General features: G+C 37.4%; 24 protein-coding genes, 2 riboswitches and 1 other annotated feature. Of the genes, 2 read left to right on the forward strand and 22 right to left on the reverse strand.

Annotated elements, in window-relative coordinates:
* Nucleotides 1-135: 135 nt before the first annotated feature.
* The 7 genes from CNQ82_RS00685 to CNQ82_RS00715 form a co-directional block, all read right to left on the reverse strand.
* The gene (locus CNQ82_RS00685; protein ID WP_164711915.1) at nucleotides 136-951 is read right to left on the reverse strand and encodes a DUF4097 family beta strand repeat-containing protein; all 816 of its coding nucleotides are present in this window, start codon (nucleotides 949-951) and stop codon (nucleotides 136-138) included.
* Entirely contained in the window at nucleotides 948-1,508 is a 561-nt protein-coding gene (locus CNQ82_RS00690; RefSeq protein WP_123143627.1) for an HAAS signaling domain-containing protein, read from the reverse strand. Before CNQ82_RS00690 ends, CNQ82_RS00685 begins: the two co-directional genes overlap by 4 nt.
* On the reverse strand, nucleotides 1,501-1,824 hold the full coding sequence (locus CNQ82_RS00695) for a PadR family transcriptional regulator (RefSeq protein ID WP_123143628.1): 324 nt from the start codon (nucleotides 1,822-1,824) through the stop codon (nucleotides 1,501-1,503). The genes CNQ82_RS00690 and CNQ82_RS00695 overlap by 8 nt, the downstream gene beginning before the upstream one ends.
* Nucleotides 1,825-2,048: 224 nt before the next feature.
* Nucleotides 2,049-3,176 (reverse strand): 5-methyltetrahydropteroyltriglutamate--homocysteine S-methyltransferase, encoded by a 1,128-nt coding sequence (locus CNQ82_RS00700; RefSeq protein WP_123143629.1) that lies wholly within the window; start codon nucleotides 3,174-3,176, stop codon nucleotides 2,049-2,051.
* Nucleotides 3,177-3,243: 67 nt separating this feature from the next.
* Nucleotides 3,244-3,490, reverse strand: a binding site (T-box leader).
* Between the two features lie 122 nt (nucleotides 3,491-3,612).
* Nucleotides 3,613-4,260, reverse strand: coding sequence for a DUF5067 domain-containing protein (locus CNQ82_RS00705; protein ID WP_123143630.1), 648 nt, complete (start codon nucleotides 4,258-4,260; stop codon nucleotides 3,613-3,615).
* Nucleotides 4,261-4,323: 63 nt separating this feature from the next.
* Nucleotides 4,324-4,995 carry a DUF5067 domain-containing protein gene (locus CNQ82_RS00710; protein WP_123143631.1) on the reverse strand — a complete coding sequence of 224 codons (672 nt, stop codon included), beginning with the start codon at nucleotides 4,993-4,995 and terminating at the stop codon, nucleotides 4,324-4,326.
* Nucleotides 4,996-5,160: 165 nt separating this feature from the next.
* On the reverse strand, nucleotides 5,161-5,340 hold the full coding sequence (locus CNQ82_RS00715; RefSeq protein WP_123143632.1) for a hypothetical protein: 180 nt from the start codon (nucleotides 5,338-5,340) through the stop codon (nucleotides 5,161-5,163).
* 73 nt (nucleotides 5,341-5,413) lie between these two features.
* Nucleotides 5,414-5,519, reverse strand: a riboswitch (SAM riboswitch).
* A gap of 165 nt (nucleotides 5,520-5,684) precedes the next feature.
* Between CNQ82_RS00715 and CNQ82_RS00720 the strand changes: the two genes are divergently transcribed.
* Nucleotides 5,685-6,158, forward strand: a complete 474-nt coding sequence (locus CNQ82_RS00720) for a thioesterase family protein (RefSeq protein WP_123143633.1) — start codon at nucleotides 5,685-5,687, stop codon at nucleotides 6,156-6,158.
* 117 nt (nucleotides 6,159-6,275) lie between these two features.
* On the opposite strand, the gene CNQ82_RS00725 is transcribed toward CNQ82_RS00720, so the two are convergent.
* The 10 genes from CNQ82_RS00725 to CNQ82_RS00770 all read right to left on the reverse strand — a co-directional run bounded on the left by CNQ82_RS00725 (nucleotide 6,276) and on the right by CNQ82_RS00770 (nucleotide 18,369).
* Nucleotides 6,276-7,058 (reverse strand): (S)-acetoin forming diacetyl reductase, encoded by a 783-nt coding sequence (locus tag CNQ82_RS00725; RefSeq protein WP_123143634.1) that lies wholly within the window; start codon nucleotides 7,056-7,058, stop codon nucleotides 6,276-6,278.
* Nucleotides 7,059-7,196: 138 nt separating this feature from the next.
* Nucleotides 7,197-7,796 (reverse strand): adenylyl-sulfate kinase, encoded by a 600-nt coding sequence (cysC, locus tag CNQ82_RS00730; RefSeq protein ID WP_123143635.1) that lies wholly within the window; start codon nucleotides 7,794-7,796, stop codon nucleotides 7,197-7,199.
* A 5-nt stretch (nucleotides 7,797-7,801) separates the two neighbouring features.
* Nucleotides 7,802-9,001 (reverse strand): sulfate adenylyltransferase, encoded by a 1,200-nt coding sequence (gene sat / locus CNQ82_RS00735; protein WP_123143636.1) that lies wholly within the window; start codon nucleotides 8,999-9,001, stop codon nucleotides 7,802-7,804.
* Nucleotides 9,002-9,019: 18 nt separating this feature from the next.
* The gene (locus CNQ82_RS00740) at nucleotides 9,020-9,922 is read right to left on the reverse strand and encodes a sulfite exporter TauE/SafE family protein (RefSeq protein WP_123143637.1); all 903 of its coding nucleotides are present in this window, start codon (nucleotides 9,920-9,922) and stop codon (nucleotides 9,020-9,022) included.
* Between the two features lie 152 nt (nucleotides 9,923-10,074).
* A complete protein-coding gene (gene cobA / locus CNQ82_RS00745) occupies nucleotides 10,075-10,854 on the reverse strand; it encodes a uroporphyrinogen-III C-methyltransferase (protein WP_123143638.1) in 780 nt (259 codons plus the stop codon).
* 28 nt (nucleotides 10,855-10,882) lie between these two features.
* Complete coding sequence (cysI, locus tag CNQ82_RS00750) at nucleotides 10,883-12,592, reverse strand: assimilatory sulfite reductase (NADPH) hemoprotein subunit (protein ID WP_095107072.1); 1,710 nt, start codon at nucleotides 12,590-12,592, stop codon at nucleotides 10,883-10,885.
* 23 nt (nucleotides 12,593-12,615) lie between these two features.
* Nucleotides 12,616-14,466, reverse strand: a complete 1,851-nt coding sequence (locus CNQ82_RS00755) for an assimilatory sulfite reductase (NADPH) flavoprotein subunit (protein ID WP_123143639.1) — start codon at nucleotides 14,464-14,466, stop codon at nucleotides 12,616-12,618.
* 163 nt (nucleotides 14,467-14,629) lie between these two features.
* Nucleotides 14,630-15,355, reverse strand: coding sequence for a phosphoadenylyl-sulfate reductase (locus CNQ82_RS00760; RefSeq protein WP_276308790.1), 726 nt, complete (start codon nucleotides 15,353-15,355; stop codon nucleotides 14,630-14,632).
* A 311-nt stretch (nucleotides 15,356-15,666) separates the two neighbouring features.
* On the reverse strand, nucleotides 15,667-17,565 hold the full coding sequence (locus tag CNQ82_RS00765) for a glycosyltransferase family 2 protein (RefSeq protein WP_123143640.1): 1,899 nt from the start codon (nucleotides 17,563-17,565) through the stop codon (nucleotides 15,667-15,669).
* Nucleotides 17,566-17,772: 207 nt separating this feature from the next.
* Entirely contained in the window at nucleotides 17,773-18,369 is a 597-nt protein-coding gene (locus CNQ82_RS00770) for a complement inhibitor SCIN family protein (RefSeq protein ID WP_123143641.1), read from the reverse strand.
* Nucleotides 18,370-18,528: 159 nt separating this feature from the next.
* Here CNQ82_RS00770 and CNQ82_RS00775 point away from each other — a divergent pair, with 159 nt between their 5' ends.
* Nucleotides 18,529-18,933: an NUDIX hydrolase gene (locus CNQ82_RS00775; protein ID WP_123143642.1), complete on the forward strand. Its 405-nt coding sequence runs from the start codon at nucleotides 18,529-18,531 to the stop codon at nucleotides 18,931-18,933.
* Nucleotides 18,934-19,084: 151 nt separating this feature from the next.
* On the opposite strand, the gene CNQ82_RS00780 is transcribed toward CNQ82_RS00775, so the two are convergent.
* The 5 genes from CNQ82_RS00780 to xpt all read right to left on the reverse strand — a co-directional run bounded on the left by CNQ82_RS00780 (nucleotide 19,085) and on the right by xpt (nucleotide 25,307).
* Entirely contained in the window at nucleotides 19,085-20,131 is a 1,047-nt protein-coding gene (locus CNQ82_RS00780) for a PTS sugar transporter subunit IIC (RefSeq protein ID WP_095107091.1), read from the reverse strand.
* 269 nt (nucleotides 20,132-20,400) lie between these two features.
* Nucleotides 20,401-21,942: a glutamine-hydrolyzing GMP synthase gene (guaA, locus tag CNQ82_RS00785; RefSeq protein WP_123143643.1), complete on the reverse strand. Its 1,542-nt coding sequence runs from the start codon at nucleotides 21,940-21,942 to the stop codon at nucleotides 20,401-20,403.
* Nucleotides 21,943-21,958: 16 nt separating this feature from the next.
* Nucleotides 21,959-23,425 carry an IMP dehydrogenase gene (gene guaB, locus CNQ82_RS00790; RefSeq protein ID WP_123143644.1) on the reverse strand — a complete coding sequence of 489 codons (1,467 nt, stop codon included), beginning with the start codon at nucleotides 23,423-23,425 and terminating at the stop codon, nucleotides 21,959-21,961.
* 33 nt (nucleotides 23,426-23,458) lie between these two features.
* Nucleotides 23,459-24,727 (reverse strand): xanthine permease PbuX, encoded by a 1,269-nt coding sequence (pbuX, locus tag CNQ82_RS00795; protein ID WP_123143645.1) that lies wholly within the window; start codon nucleotides 24,725-24,727, stop codon nucleotides 23,459-23,461.
* A gap of 1 nt (nucleotide 24,728) precedes the next feature.
* Nucleotides 24,729-25,307, reverse strand: a complete 579-nt coding sequence (gene xpt / locus CNQ82_RS00800; protein WP_095107097.1) for a xanthine phosphoribosyltransferase — start codon at nucleotides 25,305-25,307, stop codon at nucleotides 24,729-24,731.
* A gap of 394 nt (nucleotides 25,308-25,701) precedes the next feature.
* Nucleotides 25,702-25,803, reverse strand: a riboswitch (purine riboswitch).
* Nucleotides 25,804-25,863 lie beyond the last annotated feature (60 nt).

The following is a 25,863-nucleotide window of genomic DNA, read 5'->3' on the forward strand; positions in this document are numbered from 1 at the left end:
TATTGTAACGCATCTTTAAATACAGACAAAGTTATTAAATTTGAAATTAAAATAAATATTAATTTCATATAATTACAATTTTGTACTACAAAAAAAGAAACGGGACATTATTTCGTCCCGCTTCTGTCATTAATATTAATTAATTTCTACATAACCCGTATCTGTATCTACCTCAACTTTATATTTGCCTTGTCCATATTTTTCAGCTTTCAATTGAGGTTGGTTCACCCTTACTTCACTACCATTATCTTCATCAGTGTGGTTAATGAGTTTCGTATTTTGAGGAGGTTCTGTGTAATTCAATTCAATATCGCCAGTATCTGAGTCTGCTTTAATATTAGCATCTCCCTTAATTGAATTAATAGTAATGTCGCCAGTGTCACTTTCAGCTGTCACATCTTTGAAATGCGTTTTAGCCAAATCGATATCTCCTGTATCATTGACTAGGTTCAACTGATTGATGTCACTATTTCTAAATTCAATATCTCCTGTACTTGCGTTAGCGGTGGCTTGTTTAGCTTTCAATCCTTTTACAGTAATGTCAGTTGAATCATTATATAATTCTACTGTTTCCAACATGCGGTCCGGCACTGTAATCGTAATGTCTGAAGCCTTGATATCACCAATGTTGAAATTGATATTTGAGCCTTTATGTTTTTCTTTGACAATCAATGTACCATCTTTAATTTCACTTGTTACTTCTGTTTTCTTTTTATCTCCGCCTGCTGCTTCAACCTTAAAATGTTTACCACGTTGCACTTCAACATCAGCCAACTGACTATTTACTTTCAACTTTTTAATTGCAGCATCTTCTTTTTGATAATCCTTTACGTAGTGGAGAGGCGTTCTTGGTTGATTTGCAATCTTTTTAGCTTCAAAAAAGGTTGCTGAGCCAAATCCGATGAACATGAGCAGCCCGACTGTAAACAAAATGATTAATATTTTTTTCATGAGCGTGCACTTCCCTTCACAACATCGATATTCCATCTGAGATATTTCATGAATAAGATGAAGCTCCACTTACAAGCTAAGTACGTAATGACTAGAAGCATTAATCCGACACCGAATAAAGCAAAGACTGAGTAGATATCCAAAGGAATGATGGTACCGAATCCGTCTATGAAACCTTTCACTAAGAGTAAAACAGGTGAAACCAGGAGGGTGGCAGTTGCTGTGATTAGTCCAAAAAGGAGGCCAATCAATGTAGTCAGTACCACTATGACTACAAAGAAGTTAAGAATGCTAAGGCCCATAACTGCTAGTACAGCATTAGTCACATGATTAGGATTTTTAGAGCTCTCTGCTTTATCCATTGCTGCTGTGGCACTCATTTCGCGACCGATATATTTAGGATTACCGAGTTCTTTAGCAATTTCATCTTCTGATTTGCCCGCTTCTTTACCGCTGATAAAATGTGTTTCGTACTCGTCTAAAATATCGCGTCGCTCTTCTGGAGTGACTCTTGTTAAATAACGATCTAATAATCTCAAATATTCTTGTTTACTCATCGGCTTCACTCTCCTTTATAAATAAATTGACAGCGTGGGTGAAATCTTTCCATTCTGCTAATAGCGACTGAAGACGCTCTCTACCTTCTTCAGTGATTTTATAATACTTACGTGCAGGGCCTTCTGTAGACGGCTTGAAATAAGTGGTTAAATAACCTTCTTTTACCAGGCGGCGCATAAGCGGGTAAACCGTACCTTCCGCGATTGCGATGCGAGGTGTAATCTTTTGGACTAAGGAATATCCGTACTGATCTTCACCTTTAATGATGAGTAATACTAGAAATTCCAATGCACCTTTTTTAAATTGTACATTCATCGCATTACCTCCAATATACATTACTTAGTACTGTGTAATGTTCACTAGTTGTTATCTATAATATAGCATGAGGTATTAAACATTACAAGGTACTGGTTAATAAATATATGTATAAGTTGTGTCAGATTTTCTATCTAAGCCATCAACACTGCTATTAAAGCTTTCTACGCATAAAAAAACGTTGCTTCGGCGTACCCAAAACAACGATTTCTTTCTTATTCTATTTATCCTTCAACTTTTTCAGTATTCCACACTTCTTCAGCAATACTTTTCACTAAACGAATCTTAGCCCATTGCTCTTCTTCCGTGAGATTATTGCCTTCTTCTGTAGAGGCAAATCCGCATTGAGTACTCAAAGCTAAATTTTCTAATGGAATATATTGGCTTGCTTCTTTAATTCGTGCAATGACTTCATCGCGATCTTCGAGTTGGCCGTCTTTCGAAGTAATTAATCCTAGCACCACATTTTTACCTTCTGACACATATTTTAACGGTTCGAACCCTCCTGAACGGTCTGTATCATATTCTAAAAGGTAATTATCTACGTTTTCTCTATCAAAAAGCGGAGTAGCAACGGAATCATAAGCGCCTTCAGCAAACCATGTTGAACGGTAATTTCCGCGACATACATGTGTTTGTACCGTTAAATCTTCAGGCAATCCTTCGATGGCTTTGTTGTTCGCTTTAACAAATACTTCTTTCAATCGTTCTTTCTCTTTCGCATCTCCACTTTTACCGTTAATTTCTGTTTGATCTCCTACTAATCTGCCCCAAGTTGTGTCATCGAATTGGATAGTCCGTAATCCTTCGTCGTATAAATCTTGGATGACAGTTTGATAAGCTTGTGCAATCGCATCAATCAACGCGTCATCTGTGGGATAAAATTTTCTAGTCGCTTCAATATTTTCTTTACGTGTCAGTTCCGAGAATAAACGGGCTGGTGCCGGTACAGTTTGGCGGGCTTCAATGCCTTCTGGTGTGTGTGCTTTTAAAAATTTGTAGTGCTCAACGAATGGATGACGTTCTCCGTTTATGTAATTACTTAATCTTGCCGTTTCAAAGCGAGATTGTACATTCGCAAATTCAAATCCGCCTGCATCTTTAATCGCTTCTACACCATTTAGTCCCCAAAAGAAATCTAAGTGCCACCAGCTGCGACGAAATTCACCGTCCGTAATGGATTTCAAGCCATTTTCTACTTGTTTTTTAATGAGTTGCTTAATCTCTGCATCTTCTACCGCTGAAAGTGCGGCTTGGTCGATTTCACCTGCTTCAAATTGAGCACGTGCTGTTTTCAATGCTTCCGGTCTTAAAAAACTTCCTACAATGTCATATCTTAATAATTCACTCATATTAAATCCCCCTGTTTTTTTTATCTTGTCCAAATAACACGAAAAAACCCCTATAAAGCTAAAGCTCTATAGGGGCGAAGAATCTATTTCCACGCGGTACCACCCGAATTTGTATGCATCGTAGCACACCTCTGAAAAAGCACTATTCAATATTAGTACTTCCGGCAATTATAACGCGCGCCACTACGTGTCAACTTAATCATTCAGCCGACAGATTCAGAGTCCATTTTCTATATTCTCAAATCGCTTTTTCACACCATCCAAAAGCTCTCTGCAGATTTTTAAATATATACTTTACTCATCTTTATCTTTTCGAATTATTTGATTAATGCTCATTGTATATTTAAAAGAATATTCTGTCAACTTTAGTTATTAAATGTGTTAGTGGAACAGAAAGCAAGAGCTAGGATACCTTAATACCCCAGCTCTCAATCCATTATAATTCAGTTGTTTTTTCTTTTTTATCATCTTTTTTACTTTTTTCTGTTTTAGCATCTTTAATATTTACTTTGATTGTACCGATATGATTATCGCCCTCATAAATATCTCTGTCTCTTGCTTTTAATAACACTGGATCTGTTTCATTTTTAAGTTCATAGATTTCCATTGTCTCAATGGTAGCGCCTTTTTTAATATTATCATCTTGTTTATCTTCAGCAGCTTGAAACTTATCTCCACTTAAAAATTCAGTATCCAATTTTTGTTCTGAATCTTTTTGATCTTGATATACTTCAAAAGTACGTCTCCATGACATACCTGCTTTAACATCTTCACCCTCAGTTGAGTTGTTAGTTACTGCGTATTTCACAATGATTACTGGTTTCTCTTGAAACTTTTCAGTGCCTGCCGGTAATACTTCAGTAGATAAGACTTTAATTTTTACACCCTTAATTTCTACTGCATTGTTTTTTAACTCAGGTTTTTTCTTTTTTTCTGCTTTCTTAGCATCTAAACTTGATGATACTTTATCGTCTGAACTGCTCTTTTCGCTTGAGCTGCTAGATGATGTCTCTTTACTTTCTTTGTCTCCACATGCCGCCAATAAAATTGCCAGGGCACTTATTAATACTGCTAGTTTTTTCATTGGTGTCCTCCTGAATAATAAGCATTGTGCTTCTAAATCGAAAATTTTAATGTACTTTTATATTTATAATTCAGTTGTTTCTTCTTTATCTTTATTTGGCTTCTCTTTTTTAGCATCTTTGATATTTATTTTAATGGTACCAATCTTATTATCTCCAGTATAATCCTCATGATTAATTATTTTTAACAATACTGGATCTTCCATATTTTTTAATTCATAAAATTCCATCGTCTCAACTGTAGCGCCTTTTTTAATGTTGTCGTATCGACTATCTGTATACTTATCATATTTATCGCCAAATAAGAAGCCTGGATTTAAATGTTGCTCTGAGTCGTTTTGATCTTGATAAGCTTCAAATGCATACAATGCTTCTCCTGGCTTTACTTCTTTATCTTTAGTTGAATTGTTAGTGATAGCAAATTTGACTGCAAGTAAATCTTTTCTTTGATAATCTTCAGTGCCTGCCGGTAATACTTCTGTAGATAAGACTTTAGTTTTAACGCCATTGATTTCAACAGCATTATCTTTCAACTCAGGTTTTTTCTTTTTTTCTGCTTTTTTCGCATTCATACTTGATGATACTTTATCATCTGAACTGCTGTTATCATTTGAGCTGCTGCTTTCGCTTGAGCTGTTGCTTTCGTTTTTACTTGATGTCTCCTCCTTACTTTCTTTACTTCCGCATGCCGCCAATAAAATTGCTAAGGCACTTATTAATACTGCTAGTTTTTTCATTGGTGTCCCTCCGATTAATAAATTACGTCTCTCTATATTTAATTAATATTATACACTATAATGCACTGTTTAATAATAATAATTTTTAAACGTTGAAAACACACCAACTCATTATTAAGCTGATGTGTCTTTGTATTAATATATTTTTTTGTAATACCTAACCCTTTATTCCTTCAACCATTCTTTAATCACTTCAATAGGCATCATCCCTCTGATTGAAGCTTTAAGATTGTTGATTTGTGCTTTTCTTCCCATACTGCTCGCCATATTCATGGGTTTATAATTTTCCCAGTGTTCAAGTTCGTCCATCTTTTCTCTAATTTGTTGTTTGCTGAATTGTTTCATTTTATTTACCACCTTTATTGTTTTTGGATAAATAAAATAGCCCTCCTTACAAGAAGAAGCGCTTCAACACATCTTCTTATCTTTCAAGTCATCAACTTGTTGGATTTAGCACGATACCGTAAAACGGTTGCTGCTGGAGTTTCACAGGGCCAAGTCCCTCCACTCACTCTTAATAAGAACTATTTTATTCAATTATAATCATACCGTATTCCTGTACTTTTTCAACTTATTCACTACAAAAAATAAGGTAAAGTCGAAAATTTCATTTATAAACCATCTAAACTATTTATTGTACAAAATTATGTTAAACTTCAAATATGTTCAAATAAAGGGAGATGTTTGAAATGAGTACAATTTATACATACGAAGATAAGGTCCATCCGTCTTGGATTGATCATAATCAACATTTACATGATGCGCAATATTTCTCTATATTCAGCGATGCTGTAGTAGGCTTCTTTGCAAGTTTAGGATTCTCGATTGATTATCGTCAAAATCACGATACAACTATTTTTAATTTAGAAGCACATATTACTTTCATGAAAGAAATGGTCTTAGACGAAGAATTTAAAGTGGAGGTATATGTTTATGACTTCGACCATAAACGTGTGCACTTCTTCTTAAAAATGTTCAATCAAGATGGTGTACAAACAGCGGCTTATGAAGTCATTATGATGTGCATTAATAACGAAGAACGTCGCAGTGCTGAGTTCCCTGAGTTCGTGTACGGAAATATTGAAAAATATTATCAAGAACAAGGAGATTTTGAAACGCCGAAACAACTAGGACATCAAATTGGAATTAGACGTAAAAAATAAGGGAGCAGAATAGAAAAGAGCTCGGAACAAGCCCACTTTCTGTTCAGATAGCTACTTCCATTTGAAAATGAAGAGCTGAGACATTATAATGTCCCAGCTCGTTTCATCTTATATTGCTTAGTTAAATACCATGCCGCCATCAATAATCAATGCTTGGCCTGTCATGTAATCACTATCTGGTCCTGCTAAATAAGATACACATGCAGCGACATCAGATGGTTCTGACAAACGTTTCAAAGCAATATTTTTAGAGAATTGTTCCATTCCCCATTCGTAAGGTTTGCCCGCTTCATCCGCAGTTTTTTGCGCAATATCTTCCATCATTGGTGTTTTCACAATACCTGGGCAATAAGCGTTCACTGTAATACCTTTGTCTGCTAAATCACGCGCTGCAGTTTGTGTAATTCCGCGAATTGCAAATTTAGTAGCACCATATAAAGCTAAACCTGGGTTGCCGACTTGACCTGCTTGTGAAGAAGCACTGATAATTTTACCGCCATGTCCTAGAGACTCAAAAGCTTCAACCGCTGCTTGGATACCCCAGAAAATGCTGCCAACGTTTACATCAAATACTTGGCGATATTGCTCATAAGTAATCGTATCTAATGGTGTTTGCGGTCCTAAACCAGCATTGTTCACAATAACATTAAAATCACCGAACTTATCTTTCACTTCTTTTACAGCCGCAAATACTTGGTCACGATCCGCCACATCTACTTTTACAGCAACCGCCTCATGTCCTGCATCACGTAAACTTTGCGCAACTTTTTCAGCAGTTTCGATTTTATAATCTGCAACTCCTACTTTAAACCCATCTACTGCTAAACGACGGCAAATGGCTTCCCCAATACCTTGCCCTCCACCTGTTACTAATGCTACTTGTCCTTTTACTTCTGTCATCTTGATGTCCAACTCCTCGTTGTATGAAATATGAATTCTCACTTATATTATAGTTTATTTTCTGAATAATCTCAAAACAATCTATAAAAATAAGCACATACAGTCCCTCATTACTGTATGTGCTTCTCATTTAAAAAATTATATTACTTTTTGGTCTTCTAAATATCGGATAATTTGTTCTACCGCTTCTTCTACCGAATTTTCTTCTGTATCTACGATGATTTCTGGGTGTTCAGGAGCTTCATATGGAGCATCAATACCCGTAAAGTTTTTAATTTCTCCTGCACGCGCTTTTTTATACAATTGCTTAGGATCTCTTTCTTCACAAGCTGCTACACTTGCTTTGGTATAAACTTCTACAAACTCGCCATCTTCTAAGATTTCACGTACATGGTCACGATCTTCTCTATAAGGCGAAATAAACGCTGTTAAAGTGATTAATCCTGCATCTGCTAGAAGTTTGCTCACTTCTCCGATACGTCGGATATTCTCTTTACGGTCTTCAGGACTGAATCCTAAATTATTATTCAGTCCATGACGGATATTATCACCATCTAAGCGATAAGAACGCACGCCGCGTTCAAATAATGCTTTTTCTAAAGCTACACTGATAGTAGACTTCCCAGAGCCTGATAAGCCAGTAAACCAGAGCACCACACTCTTATGGCCATTCTTTTCTTGGCGTTCTTTTTTTGTCACTTCTGAATCATGCCAAGTAATATTTTGTGATTTCACCATTTACTTTACGCCTCCCCATTTTGTTCTCTATGTCTGCGTAAACCACGAATCAGCACTTCTGCTACTTCAGGTCTTGAGAATTCTTTCGGCAATGGCTCACCGTTACGTAATTTCTCACGTACTTTTGTACCGCTTAAATGTACATGATATTTTTTATCATGCGGACAAGTTTTTGCAGTTGCCATATTTTCACATTTCGTGCAGTAGAAAGCATGTTCAAATTTCATAATATTAATGCCAAGTTCATCTTCGTATTGACTGATGAGTTCTTGAGCTTCGTATGTACCATAGTAATCACCGACACCCGCATGATCACGGCCGACAATGAAATGCGTACAACCGTAATTTAAACGTACAATGGCATGTAAGATAGCTTCACGTGGTCCTGCATAACGCATTGCGGCTGGATAAATTGCTAAACGCGCTCTATTTTCCGGGAAATAATGCTTCAAAATAACTTGATAGCTTTCCATACGTACGTCTGCTGGAATATCATCCGCTTTCGTTTCACCTACTAAAGGATTTAATAATAATCCATCTACTGTTTCTAAAGCCGCTTTCTGAATATATTCATGCGCACGATGCACTGGGTTGCGTGTTTGGAAACCGACTACTGTTTTCCAGCCTATATCATGGAACATGTGTCGGACTTCAATCGGATCTAATTCGAATTCTTCAAACTCGCTATGGTCAGGACGGTTCACTAATTGAATCGGACCTGCTAAATAAACGTTACCTTTTTCATAAACTTTTTTCACGCCTGGATGTGCTTCTTCAGTTGTTCCATAAACATTCTGCGCTTCTTTTTCTTTATCGTAAGTAAATTTTTCTTGTAATTCTAATACTCCATAAAGTTTGTTATCTTCCCCATACAAAGCAATTTTGTCACCTACTTGATAAGTCTCAGCTTGTGCTTCAGTTACAGGTAAAGTAATAGGAATACTCCATAAGGTGCCGTCAGCTAAATGCAAGTTCTCCACCACATTCGTATAATCCGCTTCTCCCATAAATCCTGTTAAGGGACTGAATCCGCCGATTGCAATTAATTCCAAGTCAGATAAACTCCATGCGTTCAACGTCAATTTCTTGAAAGAAGCAGCTTCCTTAATAAGCTCTTCTCTTTCTGAACCTTCAAGTTGACGGTTAATCAGTTCTCCACCATGAGGGGTACTTGTATCCTTAATAATTTGAGTTGCTGTTGCCATTTTATCCATCTCCCTTGTTTAATTTTTTTCTACTTTGTGTGTTTGCTTTTTCTGAAAATAGTTGGGCAATTTGCCAGCTTTATTCAAGGTGTAAACTAAAAGTACTAACCATGCGACTACTACTGTAATTCTTACAACTGCTGCGACCGCTGCATCAGCTCCGAAAGCATTCATCAACGTGTTACTATTAGTAAATATAATTAAACCGCCGACAAAGATACCCAGGACTTCTACAGGAATCACCTTTACCATCCATGCAGCAAATGGCGCGGCTGCCACGCCTCCGATACTCAGTGCTGCTACTAATCCCCAATTAATTTGATCTAATCTTAGGAAAATTAAGAAACTGATTGAAGCAGCGATTGTAACAAAGAATTCGCTGACTGAAACACTGCCGATGACGTGACGTACGTTCGCATTACGTCTTGAAACTAATACCGATGTATTCACCGGTCCCCAACCTCCGCCGCCGACAGCTGTTAAGAATCCTGCCAAAGAACTAAGCGGAATTAACAGCTTATTACTTGGTGGAGGACCATCGCTGTAGCTTTTCTTACCTTTAAATGCAAATTGATACAGAATATATATTCCAATCGAAATCAGGAACAAAGCAACGGCCGGTTTGACTAATCCAGCATGCAGATGACTGACTAAGGCTGCGCCGATGAAAGCGAACATGGATCCCGGCACCGCCAATCTTAGAATGAGTTTCTTATCTGCATTTGCAAATGACATATGTGAAATACCTGATGCTGCGGTAGTTGCAATTTCAGAAAAATGAATTGTCGCTGAAACAATGGCAGGAGTAAGTCCGAGTGTTAATAAGATAGAGGATGAAGTAACACCGAACCCCATGCCGAGAGACCCGTCAATCAGTTGTGCAAAGAAACCGACAAAAGCGATTATTATTAATTTTTTCATTGTCTCTGCTCCTTTCTTCGAGTAGATATTTTCAAAATTTTCAATTTATTTAAACTGACTTTTCAGTCAATAATTTTACTATTCCTATGTGTTTACAAGGATTTATAGTCGAAAGAATTTCGCTTTCTTCATGTATGACGCACATTAACTTATTACGATTGCGCCGCTGCTGCTTCTGTTTCTTGCTGATGTTGTGCATATTCTTGGAACCAGTTGATTTTACTGTTCATACGTACAACTTCTCCAACGACAATCATCGAAGGATTCTTAAAATCTTTCGCATCTTCTACAATCGTTTCTAACGTTCCAATCGCTGTTTGTTGTACATCAGACGTGCCTTGATAAACCAATGCTGCGGGTGTATCTGCAGCTCTGCCATTTTCAATCAGCAAACGACTGATTTCAGGCAAACGGCTGACCCCCATATAAATACACAAAGTTTCAGGTCCACGTGCTAAATGTTTCCAATAGTCTTGTTTAAAGGTTTGCGATTTATTGACGCCTGTTACAAACGCTACAGAAGAACTGTAATCGCGATGTGTTACAGGTATTCCTGCATAGGCAGGTGCTGCAATACCGGAAGTGATGCCCGGCACAATTTCAAATGGCAAATGATGGTCTGCCAATACTTCTGCTTCTTCTGCCCCTCTGCCAAACAAGAAAGGATCTCCGCCTTTAAGACGTGTGACGGTATGTCCTTTGCTTGCTAAGCTGACCAATAAATGATTGATCTCTGATTGAGGGATAGAAGGCCCATTCGGATCTTTGCCGCAATAAATAAATCGTGTGTTAGGTTTAGCGTATTCTAATAATGTTTTATTAACAAGGCGATCATATAGAATCACATCGGCGCTCTCAATGGCCTTCATGCCCTTGACGGTGATTAAATCCGGATCGCCCGGGCCTGCTCCAACTATATATACTTTTCCCATCTGATCACCTCGTTTGTTTTTTAAAAAATTAACCGCGGAAATCGCGTCCATCTGTTACTTTATCTACAATGCCTTTGCGTACTACGAAGTCGCCGAAATGTTCGCCTTGTTCGCGTTCTTTACTATATTGTTCTAGAATCGGACGCAGACTTTCTAAGATTTCTTTTTCAGCAATATTTTCTTTATATAATTTGTTCAAACGGTCGCCTTTGAAACTGCCGCCTAGGTAGAAATTATATTTACCCGGTGCTTTACCGATAAATGAAATTTCAGCTAAAGCCGGACGTGCACATCCATTTGGACAACCTGTCATACGAATTGTAATTTCTTCTTCGCTTAAACCGAATTCATCTAATAAATCTTCAATTTTACTCACTAATGAAGGTAAATAGCGTTCTGATTCCGCCATAGCAAGTCCGCAAGTCGGGAAGGCCACACATGCCATAGAGTTACGGCGTAAACCGCTGTAATTCTTGCCATCTGTTAAACCATACTCATCAATAATCTGTTGAATTTCTGGTTTATCCTTTTCATCTACGTTAGCAATAATCAAATTCTGGTTCGGTGTCATTCTGAAGTCACCTTTATGAACTTCCGCCAAGGCTTTAATTGCGGATTTCAACTTGTAATCTTCAGTGTCTTTGATACGGCCATTTTGAATGAAAAGTGTGTAATGATGTTTGCCTGAACCTTCTGTCCAACCTAAGCGATCTCCGTTATCTTCAAATTCAAACGGTTTCGCTTCTTCTAACTCCCATCCTAAACGGTCATTCAATTCTTGCTTAATCCAATCTAGACCTTTACGGTCAACTGTGTATTTAAATCGAGCTTGTGCACGATCTGAACGATCGCCGTAGTCACGTTGGATAGTTAAGATTTTTTCACAAACTTCTTCCGCTTTATCTTTAGGAATAAATCCAATCACTTTACCGACTTGAGGATAAGTTCTCAAATCATCATGTTTCATTCCCATACCACCGCCGACAGAGACGTTATAGCCAATCAATTCGTCGTTCTCTACGATACCGATTAAACCGATATCTTGTGAATACACATCGATATCATTTGAAGGCGGTACTGCGATGCCGATTTTAAATTTACGTGGCAAGTAAGTTTTGCCGTACATCGGTTCATGGTCTTCTTTTTTAGTATCTACAATCTTCTCGCCATCCAGCCAGATTTCATGGTAAGCCGTTGTTTTCGGCAGTAAATGTTCACTGATACTATCTGCTGCGCGATTGACTTCTGCGTAAATGTCAGACTGATAAGGGTTCGGGTTGCACATCACGTTACGTGTAACGTCGCCGCAAGCTGCAATCGAATCTAATACAGCATCATGAATACTCTGCATAGATTTTTTTAAATTGCGTTTTAAAATACCGTGGTATTGTAAGGTTTGTCGTGTTGTTAAACGAATTTGTTCTCCCGCATAATTATCTGCTAATGCATCAAGTTTCAACCATTGGTCTGTTGAAACTTTACCGCCAGGGATTCGTACGCGAATCATGAAAGCGTAGAGTGGTTCTAACTTTTGTTTACGGCGTTCTTGACGCAAGTCTCGATCATCTTGCATGTAGCTGCCGTGGAACTTCAACAGTTTAGTATCCGCATCTGCAATGGCACCTGTGACAGGGTTGTTCAACCCTTCCACGATAGTGCCGCGCAGATAATTACTTTCTCCTTTTATACGCTCTAAATCATCTAAGCCTTTGTATAACTCATTATCATTTTTCGCCATCTTGGACTGTCCCCCCTTAAATATTAATAAACGTCACGTTGATAGCGTTTGTCTTTTTTCAATTCTGCTAAATAATTCTCTGATTCTTCTTCAGTCAAGCCGCCTTCTTTTTCTAAAACATGGACAATTGCTTGGTGTACATCTTTAGCCATGTTTTTTTCATCGCCGCAGACAAAGACAGCTGCGCCATTTCTTAACCAGTCGTAGAATGATTCGCTATTTTCATCAATTAAATGTTGAACATAACGTTTTTCTTCTTGGTCTCTTGAGAAGGCCAAATCTACTTTTTCCAAGACACCACTATCTAACCATTCTTGAATTTCAGTTTGATATAAGAAATCTGTTGTAAAATGTGGGTTTCCGAAGAATAACCAGGTTTTACCTGTTAAATCCAACTCTTCACGTTCTTGTAAAACAGCACGGAATGGCGCAATACCTGTTCCTGGTCCAATCATGATAACAGGTGTGGTTTCATCAAACGGGAATTTGAAATTAGGATTTTTCTTCAAGTACACTTTCAATTTATCGCCAGGTTCTACTCGTTCTGCTAATTGCACACTGCAGACGCCTGAACGTTCGCGGTCGTGTGCTTCGTAGCGGACCGCGCAAACTGTGATGTGGACTTCGTCCGGATTTGCCTGGTTACTGCTGGAAATAGAATAGCTGCGTGCCGGAATTTTTCTCAAGAATTGATATAACTGATCAGGTTGCAATGATTCAGTCGGGAAATCATCCAATAAATCCAGTAAATCGCGACCGTAAATATATTCTTTCACCCATTCGTTATCTGAAAGACGATCCATCAATTCTTCGTTATCAAAAATTTGAGCTGCGCCTTCCAGTAACGGTTTCGTTAATTTGGTGATTTCGAAATAAGAAGTCAATGCATCTGATAAAGTCATTGTTCCGCCTTGTGTATCGACTTCAATTTCTTGTTCAGAATCCCAATCTTGCATTTCGATTAATTCGCTGACGAGAGCTGGGTCATTTTCAGGTAAGATATTTATCGAATCTCCTGGCGCATATTCGTCACCGTAACCTTCTAATGAAAGTTCAAGATGGCGCACTTCTTTGTCAGAACCGCGTCCTGTAATATTGATATTTTCTAACACTTCCGCTTCATACGGATTCGTGCGTGAATAAACAGGTGCAGCTATATCATTTTGAATCGGTTCACTTTGCGCATCTTGAACGACTTGCTTTACCTCTTGGTCACCTAATTCGTTGATGATGTTATCAATCCATTCATTCGCTAATTCTTCAAAATCAATATCACAATCTACACGCGGCAAGATACGATCTGCCCCTAATTCCTCTAAGCGTGCATCGAAATCTTTACCTGTTTGACAGAAGAATTCATAAGATTGGTCACCGAGTGCTAATACGGAGAAGCGCGCACCTTCTAAGTTAGGCGCTTTGCGTCCATATAAGAAATCATAGAATGAAATTGCGTTATCCGGCGGGTCCCCTTCACCATGTGTGGAAGTTACAATCAATAAATCTTCTACTTTTTTCAGTTCTTTTGTTTTGTATTGATCCATTTCAGATAATGTAACATCGAAATCATTTTCTTTTAATTTACTTTCTAATAGTTCAGCCACCCATTGTGCATTACCAGACTCAGAGCCGAATAATACTGTGATTTTTCTAGGCTCGATGACTTGCGGTTGTGCTGCTTGTGCACCTTGTGTTTCAGGTACTTGTACAGCTCCAGCTGCTGGCGTTGGAACTGCGCCTGCTTCGCTGCCTTGCATATTAGCTGTCAAATAACCGCTCAACCAAAGTTTCTGGTCATTGGATAAGGTTGATAAAGCTTGGTTAATAAGTTGTGCCTGTTCATCGTTGAACGGACTGTTTGTTGATGATAAGTTCAAGTCTCTTCCCCCTATATATTCAATTTATTCTTAGTTTTTTAGTAGGAATTATGCTTAAAAAAATATATTTTACGGAACCTAAACGCTTATCATTATTGCGCTGGTCTAATTCCAATAGGATTACTAAGAATTAACAACAAAATTTTTTTGCCGCGACTTAACTTTAAGACTTACGGCCTACATGCAGTCCGCATTCGGTCTTCATATTGTTCGACCATCTGCCTTCTCTGGAATCTCCACCTGCTGCCACGGGCGATGTACATGGTGCACAGCCGATACTCGGATAATTCTGATCGTGAAGTGCATTGTAGGGTAAATGATTAGATTTAATATAATCCCATACATTATCCCAAGTCCAATGGATTAATGGACAGACTTTCACAGATTGAAAACGTTCATCTTTATTTAAAAAGTCTGTGTTTGCTCGTGTAGGAGACTGTTCTCTTCTAAGTCCTGAAACCCAGGCTGTTTGACCTGTCAAAACTTCTTCTAACGGTTTCACCTTACGAATATAACAGCACTGATTAGGATCTCTACGCCATAGATTGTCGCCGTAATGTTCTGCTTGTTCGTCTACAGTTAAGTCTGGTTTCTTTAATTCAATGTTCAGTTCTGGATACTTTGCTTTAACGCGTTCGATTAAATCATAAGTTTCTTCAAAATGGAGTCCTGTATCGAGAAATACAATGCGTGCATCTGGTTTCACTTGTGAAATCAAATCAATTAAAACAATGCCCTCAGCTCCGAAACTGCATGCATACACAATTTCATCTCCATAGGTATCATAAGCCCATTTCAAGACTTGATACGCACCCTTCGTTTCATCAAAGATATTTAATGAATCAAATGGGTGTGAGGCGAAGTTTGTATAAGTGATTTTAGAATCCAAATAAATACTCTCCCCTCATATTATATAAATTTTGCGAGTTACAATTCAAACAGTAACGATGTACGAATTGTCTGAAAATAATTATGTTATGAATCATACCGCGTTCTTTTATTCATGTCAATGAATTATCGGAAGATTTACAAAATTAACATCCTATCTCTTTTTATGCTAATTTATGCCTCTTTAGAGACCGGTCAGACTCCGGGAAGTATATAATTTTATTTTTAAGACTGCTCTCCCAGTTCTTTTTTCAAAAAATAAACTAAAGAGGAACCAAGTATTAAACTCAGTTCCTCTTTCAATATCTTAAATTAGATTATCGGCTTTACAAAGTCTCGATTAGCAGTCATATATGTCCCTTTATCTGTCTTCAAACGCGGCGTGCCATTAGAAGAGAAAACGATTTTAACAATATTTACAACATTACCTTTCGCAAACTTCGCACCCGTTTCCTCTTTAAAGTCACGGTCATTATAGGCCTTGCAAACTTTCAGCACTTGCACGCTTGCGGGAACTTCTACTAAATATTGTTCTGCCACTGAATCATCCAAAACAGTAACGAACTTTTTATTTGCTGTCACAACTGATCCGTCTTCCAAAATGAGACGTGGCGTTCCTTTTTCTGTATATTGAATCTCTTTCACCGCAAACAACTCACCGACCTCAATTTCGCGGGCAGCCTCATTTTGAAATTCCACGTCTTCATACACTTTAAATTGCTTAGCCGCATACACTTTACCAGGATTTTCATCATAATACTTACTAGTATCCACAAATTGCGGTTGATCAGCCGCTTCTTTATAACGCTTATCTTCAAATTCAGCTTTAAATTGTTGCCACTTCAATGCAGGATGCTGGCTAGCACTTGGCAAATTCATATTAACTGTGCATCGACGATAGTGATTATAGGTGATTTGAATATTAAAGTTGAAATCCGCATCTTCCAACTCTTTCGTCGGAATACGCAATCGTCCACCCCTGACTTGATATCCAACATCTCTCGTCACCGCTTCATCCCCAAGCTTCACCAACTGCACACGGCTAATTTGGGCAGCCATGCGTTTATAGAGATAAATCACCTCATAAAATTGGCCGTCCGCTTCTTCCGTTCCGCCGTACACGGCAAAGAAATCTTCAGAGAGCGGGGCAACTTCTTGTAATTCCTCTGGCACTGCAAAGTGAACTAAACCGTTTGAAACATAACGTGGCGCACGTTCACCTTTAACCAGAATTTTAATCAGCTTCACAACTTTTTCTTTATCCGACTGATTAAGTAATTGGTAGACTTTTTCATATTTATCTTCAGTAAGATAATCTCTAATGTTGAGATGATGGTGGTTTAATACCGTTTCCATTTCCGCGAAAGCATCATAAAATGCTTGCTTATCCTTACTTTTTAAGAAACGTTTATTAATAAAGAGACGAGATAGATAATCCATCTCTATAATACGGCTAATAGCATTGTGTCGTGCCGTCTCAGGGATGTCTAGTTCAAATAATTTTTTCAAGATTTCCAGGTTGCAAGTTGTCTTTTCAAAGATATCTGTTTCGCTAATTAACGAGCGGTTCGCACCATAACGATTTACGTGATAGACTATAGCTTCATTCATTCCTGCAGTTTGTGATTTAGCAATTACTTCAGTGAAGAATAATTTATCTTCACCATACTTCATGTGTTCAAAACTGATATCGTTTTCTTTAATAACGGAGGCCTTTATAATTTTTCCAGGGGGGCCTACTGCTCTGAATATTTTATCTATCTCATAAGGGATGAGATTAGAGGCTGTTTCATATGAAGAGAAGCGGGCAATTTTACGCACAGAATGATTTTTATGTCGCAAACTTTGTCCAAATAAAATATCATTTTGTGTACCTAATGCTTGTTGCAGCAGTTTAGGAAAACCTTCTGCATCCAACCAATCATCAGCATCTAAAAAAGTGATGTATTCACTATCAGATGCGTCTATTCCTACGTTGCGAGGCATTGCAGGACTTTCCGTATTTTCTTCTAATCGTATTGTCCTCACATATTCATATTCATTTTCATAAGTTTTTATTTTTTCTAAAGATTGATCTGTAGAGGCATCATCTACAAAAATTACTTCTATCTGAGATTTATCGAGATTTAAGTTATCAATTGAATTCATAGTTTTATCTAAAAATAGTTCTTTATTGTAAACTGGAACGATGATTGCTAAATCTTTAGTCACAAAAGTTCCTCCTCGTCTGCATGGTCTTCTGAAATATTTTATTTACTTTTTACCCGCTACATAAAAATTCATGTTTACAGATGATAGTCGTCCAATTTTACAGTCAGTTTTATAGATTTTTCGCTGAGTTTTGTCAAAATATATAGTAAAAAGCAGCCTTACTCTATGCAACAATGTACATGAGAAAGACTGCTTATCTTCATTTTATTAACGATGGTTTACGAATGCTTTGTATTGTTCAACGTTTTTAATACCTTGTTGTACAGTGCTGATTGCATTGACTAATTCATAATCTGGTTGCGCTTGCTTTAATACAGTTTGTGCTTGTTCCACTGTCTTTTTCAATTGTGCTTCATCTTGATTCATTAAATGACGACTTTCTGTTAATAAACCGTTTGCTTTAATAATTAAATTTTGTAGTTCTGTCTTTTTACTTTGAACATCTGAACTACCTTTTTCAGTTTGCAAGTGGATTTGGAAAACTTCGTTATAGACAGCTGATAATCTGTTAATCGCTGTTACAACTTGTGAATCATTTGAAGCATTTTGTTGTTTTTTAGCAAAGTGCAACTCTTGATTCAATTTATTTTGATAAAATCTTGCCCCTGATTCTTTCGCCATTCCTTTATAATACGAACTTGCATTAAGTAAGTTCTTTAAGTTTTCTTTCGCTGTTACATTATAGTCACGGAACTCATATGCCCCATAAGAAGCAGCTTCAGCTTGCTTTGAAAATATGTTTGCTCCTGCAGATCCAAGTAAAGCGACTGCTAATCCTGAGAGTAAAAATTGTTTAAAATTCATGGTTGTAATCTCCTTTAATTTACATACTCAAATTGTAAGTCAGAAATAGCTTTTATTGAATTAACCAATTATTAAATATTAATTATTTTATTCAAAGAATAGATGAGATAAACTTATAATCATCGGGTATAGGAGAACAGCAATGAAAGGAGATTTATAATGCCCCCAAAACATATCGTGTCTGCTTCATGTGTTGTATTAAACGACGAAGATATAATTTTATTAATCAAAAGTCCATTGCGCGGTTGGGAAATTCCTGGTGGCCAAATTGAAAACGGAGAAACTATTCGAGAAGGCGTCATCCGTGAAGTCAAAGAAGAATCAGGCGTTGACGTTGAGTTGACTGAGTTCTGTGGTGTCTTTCAAAATACAGAGCATTCTATTATCAACAACTTGTTTAAAGGTAAATATATCAGTGGTCAACTCACAACGAGTGACGAAAGTTTAGAAGTCGGTTTCTTTACTTATGCAGAAGTAATGGAAAAAGTAACCTGGGGAAATTTCACTGAACGCATACGTTTGTGCTTTTCTGAGGAAGAGCAACCTTTTTTAATTTCGTTTTAAACGCTCAATAAAACAACTTTTTCTAGTCTAAAATATTATTTTCCATATTTTTCACTTTGCAAATTATTCTCTATTATTACTAATAATATACTCTCAAGTTTATACACTAAAACACAGTAACCCCTAAGAAGATTACTGTGTTTTAATTTTCTTATACTTTTGTTAGTTCTGGATTTATTTTCGATTGATATCCTGTAACTTCACTGTTCCGAATAGGATAATTTCTAAATAAATAAGACATTACGATACCTACAATAAAGCAGATTATTGCAGCAATCGCAGCATATTTCAACACTTCTAATGCAGGATTGAATCCAAACATCACCAATATACCTGGCGTCGGCGCTGCAGTGCCTGGCGCGTCATTAATTAAACCTGAATAAGCAATTACCATTCCAGCCAGTCCGCCGCCTATAAAGTTTGTAACATATATCGGCACAGGATTCGATGATACTAAATCCGCTTTTGATAAAGGTTCAATTGCAATAGAAATCACAGATTTCAAATTACCGATTTTCAGGCGATGCAAGAGAGTTGTATTCATGAAGCTGGAAGCAAACGCTGTTAGAGCTGCAACTGCCATCGGAGCGCCTGTCAATCCTAACATCGCTGTAAGTGCCATAGAACTCAACGGTGAGGTACCTACTACTGTGATAATACCGCCAAGTATTAAGCCCATAAGCAATGGACTTGCTGCCATCGCCGCATCAATAATACCTCCAATTTTTAGTAACGATCCATCAACTAACGGGGTAAAACCTACTCCTAATAGACGCGCTAATGGAATACAGAAAATCACAACTATGATAAAGTCTAATCCATTTGTAATTTTCTTTTCTATCAATCGAATAACAAATGTCATAAGATAAGCTCCGAATAATGCTGGAATTAATCCGATTCCTGCAAATGACACAGCAAGCAGAGCTGAATTTTGTGTGTTTATTTTTCTAGACAAAGCAACTAGAAAACCTACAATAACACCACTTAATGTCCCTGCTAATTTCCCTGTTTTTTTCAAAAATTCAATATGCAAGATATCTCCCAAAACATATCCTTGAAGTGCTTCAACTAAAAATGTCGCAATTGCTGCAGTGGCCAAAGCCCCCATTACTGCACGGCCATCTGGTGCATAATATGTAAATAACGTGAAAAAGACTAAGATGAGTAATAATAAGCCAGTACCAATTATAATATCTATTTTACACAGCTCCTTAAAAAGTATAGTGTCTCAACTTTATCTTTTTTGTAGGAAAATTGCAATGAGTTTTTTGTTTAATTTGAATTCTCTAAATTGTGATTACAATTTCAGATTGATATTGTTTCAGAAAAGTTTCTCAAGAGTCCATAAACAATCTAATCATGATTTAGACGTTTATAATACGTAGTTACACAGTCGCTGATAATCGAAAAAAGAGGCTAGAAAACGCCTTATATCAACGTTTCTAGCCTCTTATATCAGTTATATTATTATTCCCACTCTATGGTACTTGGCGGCTTAGAAGTTACATCATAAACAACACGGTTTACGTGATCAACTTCGTTTACGATACGACTTGAGATTTTTTGTAATACTTCCCAATCGATACGCGCAAAGTCACTTGTCATACCATCGATAGAAGTTACGGCGCGGATACCAATCGTATAATCATAAGTGCGATAGTCACCCATAACACCTACTGAACGCATACCTGGTAATACTGTGAAGTATTGCCAAATTTCACGTTCTAATCCTTCTTCACGAATCACTTCACGTAGAATCGCATCAGATTCGCGGACGATTTCTAATTTTTCTTCAGTGATTTCACCTAGTACACGGATACCAAGTCCTGGACCTGGGAATGGCTGTCTCCAAACTAAGTGTTCAGGAATACCTAATTCAATACCTAAAGCACGTACTTCATCTTTGAATAAAGTATTGATAGGTTCGATTAATTCAAACTGCATGTCTTCAGGTAATCCACCTACGTTGTGGTGAGATTTAATTGTTTGTGCAGTTTTAGTACCTGATTCGATAACATCAGTGTAAAGCGTACCTTGTGCAAGGAAGTCTACACCTTTTAATTTAGAAGCTTCGTCATCAAATACATAAACGAATTCGTTACCGATGATTTTACGTTTTTGTTCTGGATCAGAAACACCTTTTAATTTATCCATGAAACGATCTTTGGCATTTACACGAATAATATTCATGTTGAAACCTTCACCGAATTGTTCCATTACCATGTCGCCTTCGCCTTTACGTAACAAACCATGGTCAACGAAGATACAAGTCAATTGGTCGCCGATAGCTTTATGCAATAATACAGCAACAACGGATGAGTCTACACCGCCGCTCATAGCACATAATACTTTACGGTCGCCGACTTGCTCACGAATTTTTTCGATTTCTAAATCGATGAAGTTTTCCATAGTCCATTCACCTGTACAGTCACAGATACGACGTACGAAATTACGTAAAATATCGTTACCATATTCTGTATGACGTACTTCTGGATGGAATTGAACACCGTAAATTCGACGTTCTTTATCTTCAATCGCAGCATATGGCGTACTTGGGCTATCTGCAATGGATTCAAAGCCTTCTGGAATTTCAATCACTTTATCAGAATGGCTCATCCATACTGTTTGTTCTTCAGGTAATCCGAAGAATAATTCATCTGCTTTAGCACGAATGATGGCTTTACCATATTCTCTTTCGTTTGCACGTTCTACTTTACCGCCTAATAATTTAGTCGTTAATTGCATACCGTAGCAAATACCAAGAACAGGTACGCCTAGATTATAAATTTCAGGGTCGATTGTGTATGAGCCTTCTTCGTATACTGAGTTAGGACCACCTGACAAGATGATACCTTTTGGGTTCATCTTTTTAATTTCTTCAATAGAAATTTCGTGGTCATGCAACTCACTATATACGCCCATTTCACGAATACGACGTGTAATTAATTGGTTGTATTGGCTACCAAAGTCTAATACAAGAATTAACTCTTGTTCTTTCGCCATTTCCATAAATCAGTTTCTCCTTTTATCTTGAGTAGTTTGGTGATTCTTTTGTAATTTGGATGTTATGCGGATGGCTTTCTGCTAAACCAGCTGGTCCCATACGAGTGAACATTGCTTCTTCACGTAATTCTTTCAAGTTGTGAGAGCCTGTGTAACCCATTCCGCTTCTCACGCCACCCATCAATTGATAGATGTTGTCTTGTAATAAACCTTTATAAGCAATACGGCCTTCAATACCTTCCGGCACATATTTTTTAGGTACTTTATCTTCTTGGAAGTAACGGTCATTTGAACCACTTTCCATAGCGCCCAATGATCCCATTCCGCGATAAGTTTTATATTGTCTGCCTTGGAAGATTTCAGTTTCTCCTGGGCTTTCTTCAGTACCTGCAAGCAAGCTGCCTAACATTACGGCATGTCCGCCGGCTGCTAATGCTTTCACAATATCACCAGAGAATTTAATTCCACCGTCAGCAATAATTGTTTTACCTTGTTTACGTGCTTCAGTTGCGCAATCGTAAACTGCAGTAATTTGAGGGACACCTACACCTGCAACAATACGTGTTGTACAAATTGAACCAGGACCGATACCTACTTTAACGACATCTGCACCCGCTTCAAACAATGCTTTAGTAGCTTCGCCTGTTGCAACATTTCCTGCAATCACTGTAACTTCAGGATAAGTTGTTTTGATGTGTTTAACTTGGTCAATTACACCTTGTGAGTGACCGTGTGCTGTATCAATAACTAATGCATCTACGCCTGCTTCAACTAATTTTTCCGCACGGATATCAGTATCTTTAGAAATACCGATTGCTGCTGCACATAATAAACGACCTAATGAGTCTTTCGCTGCAAATGGATATTCATGAACTTTTTCAATATCTTTGATAGTGATAAGTCCTTTTAATTTGCCATTTTCAACTAATGGTAATTTTTCGATTTTGTGTGTTTGTAAAATTGATTCTGCTTCATCTAAAGTTGTGCCTACTGGAGCTGTAATTAAATCTTCTTTCGTCATGACATCTGAAATTTTAATTGAAAAATCTTCAATAAAACGTAGGTCACGGTTAGTGAGAATACCAACTAAGTTGCGGTCTTCTTTGTTATCTACGATAGGTACACCAGAAATACGGTATTTACCCATTAACGCTTCTGCTTCGTAAACTTTTTCATCTGGAGTTAAGAAGAATGGATTAGAAATAACGCCATTTTCAGAACGTTTTACTTTTTGTACTTCATCCGCTTGGTCTTCGATGTTCATATTCTTATGAACAACACCTAGACCGCCTTGTCTTGCCATTGCAATTGCCATTTTTGATTCAGTAACAGTATCCATACCTGCTGAGACTACTGGAATGTTTAATTTGATTCTGTCTGATAATTCAACACTTAAATCAACTTCCTTCGGTAATACATTAGACTCCGCTGGAATTAATAGTACATCATCGAACGTCAAAGATTCTTTAGCAAATTTATTTTCCCACATTGAATACAGCCTCCATTTATTTTATTAATTACATTATTTCACATTTTCCTCATTTTGTTGATACTTTATACCGTTAAAAAAGAAATTAAGAATGATTGCTGAAATTGCACCGAGTACAATTCCATTTTGTGTTAACCAAGCAAACTGTTCTCCCATTGCTTTAAATGCTTCAGGAACAGCACTGATGCCTGTACCGAGTCCTACTGATACTGCGATTATTAATAAATTGTTTTGGTTCTTGAAGTCGATACCACCTAAGATACTTACACCATAAGCCATTACCATTCCAAACATCGCAATCATTGCGCCTCCAAGTACAGGAAGTGGTATCACGTTGGCTAAAGCACCTAATTTCGGAATACATCCGCAAATTAAGAGCAGTATGACCATTCCATAGATGATATTATTCTTTTTCACGCCAGAGAGGGAAACCAAACCGACATTTTGAGAATAAGCAGTGTATGGAAAGGCATTGAAGATGGAACCTAGGATAATCGCAAGACCTTCGGCAGTGTAACCTCTGCGATAATCTTTACGATTTAATTCTCTGCCAGTGATTTTACTTAATGCTGTGTAAACTCCAGTTGACTCAATCAAGCTGACAAGTGCAACAATAAAGAATACGAGTGTAGCGCCTATGTCAAAGCCGAAGCCGGAGAAGCGGAAAGGTCTTGGTAATTCAAACCAATGCGCTGTACCGATTTGATTTAAATCTACAATCCCGAAGACGCCTGCTAAACAAGTACCTGCAATGAGTCCGAGCAGTATAGCAATAGATTTCAAAAATCCACGCGTAAAACGTTGTAAAATTAAGATGATCAGCAAAGTTGAAAAGCCTAAGATAATATTTTTCATATCACCATAATCTTTAGCACCCTGGCCTCCAGCTACGTAATTCATAGCTACGGGCATCAAATTAATTCCGATAATTGTGACAACACTACCTGTAACAACAGGCGGAAAGAACTTTACTACGTAGGAGAAGACGGGAGCAATTAAGACCACTAGGATACCAGAAAGGAACAAGGAGCCGTAAAGGACGCCCAATCCTTTGGTTTGTCCTATTAATATCATCGGGGCAACCGCCGTAAAGGTACAACCTAAGACAATCGGCAAGCCTGTACCTGTAATCTTGTTTGCTTCTAAAAATGTTGCAACCCCGCACATGAAGATATCTGCTGTGACTAAATAAGCAATTTCTTCTGGGGTAAATTTGAGACTTGTCCCGACGATAATTGGAACAAGTATAGCACCTGCATACATGGCAAGTAAATGTTGTAGACTTAAAATGAAATTCTTCATATTATTCTTCTCCGACCAAAGTCACTTTATTACCGGCAAGAGAAGCTACTTCACATAAAGAAGATACTTTTAAGCCAGCTTCTTCTAATCTTGTACGGCCTTGTTGGAAACTTTTTTCTACTACAATACCGATACCGACTGTTTCTGCGCCTGCTTGATGAACTAAACGGTTCAACCCAAGGGATGCATCTCCATTCGCTAAGAAATCATCAATAATCAATACGCGATCATTTTCATCTAAGAATTCTTCCGAAATAATGACACTGTTCGTTTTATTTTTTGTAAAGGAATGAATATCTGTTTGATAGAAACCTTTATTCAAAGTGTTAGGTTTTGCTTTTTTCGCAAATAAGCAAGGCACTCCGAATTTGTAAGCAACCATAATTGCAGGTGCAATACCTGAAGCTTCTACAGTTAGAATTTTAGTCACCTTTTGATCTTTAAATTGGTCATAAAATGTTTCGCCGATTTCATACATAAGCTGTGCATCAATTTGATGATTTAAAAAACCGTCAACTTTCAAAATCTTTTCTCCGATGACTACACCATCTTCTTTAACTTTCTGTCTCAACGCTTCCACGTAAAAACAACCTCCTCAATTTGTGTATAAAAAAATCCCAAACTACTAACTTAGTTTCAGGATCTATGAGTGGCATAAGCAATACATATCATTTTATTATTTGCTTGGAATAAGGAGGTTATGAAAATGATAACCGACTTTATCGCTCCATATAAATTAACAGCTGCTGAGGCTGTTGTTTCATATCAGCTCTAGCCAAAAACCCCTTATAGCTAGGTGCCAAAGCAAAAATATGAAAGATGATGGTTTGAGAAACTAGAATGTTTCCATTTCGCAAATAGAAATGTATCATCCTGCAAGCAATGAAGTATATGTCCCATTTCCCCAAATAGTCCTCACATATAAATCGCTGCACTGCATGCACTTCCCGCATTTCTAAAAAGCACCATTGTGTTGTATTGTTTAAGTGACTCATAGTCATGTCGTTAAGGCGACATGGTAGAAACTTCTAAAGCCTGATTCTCTAGATTATATGAGTTAGTTAAATTATTTACTGATAATACCACATTTTGAGGCTATTTTTCAATATTCCTTAAATAGATATTCTAATTTTCTA

The organism is Staphylococcus debuckii (assembly GCF_003718735.1).
GTDB lineage: Bacteria > Bacillota > Bacilli > Staphylococcales > Staphylococcaceae > Staphylococcus > Staphylococcus debuckii.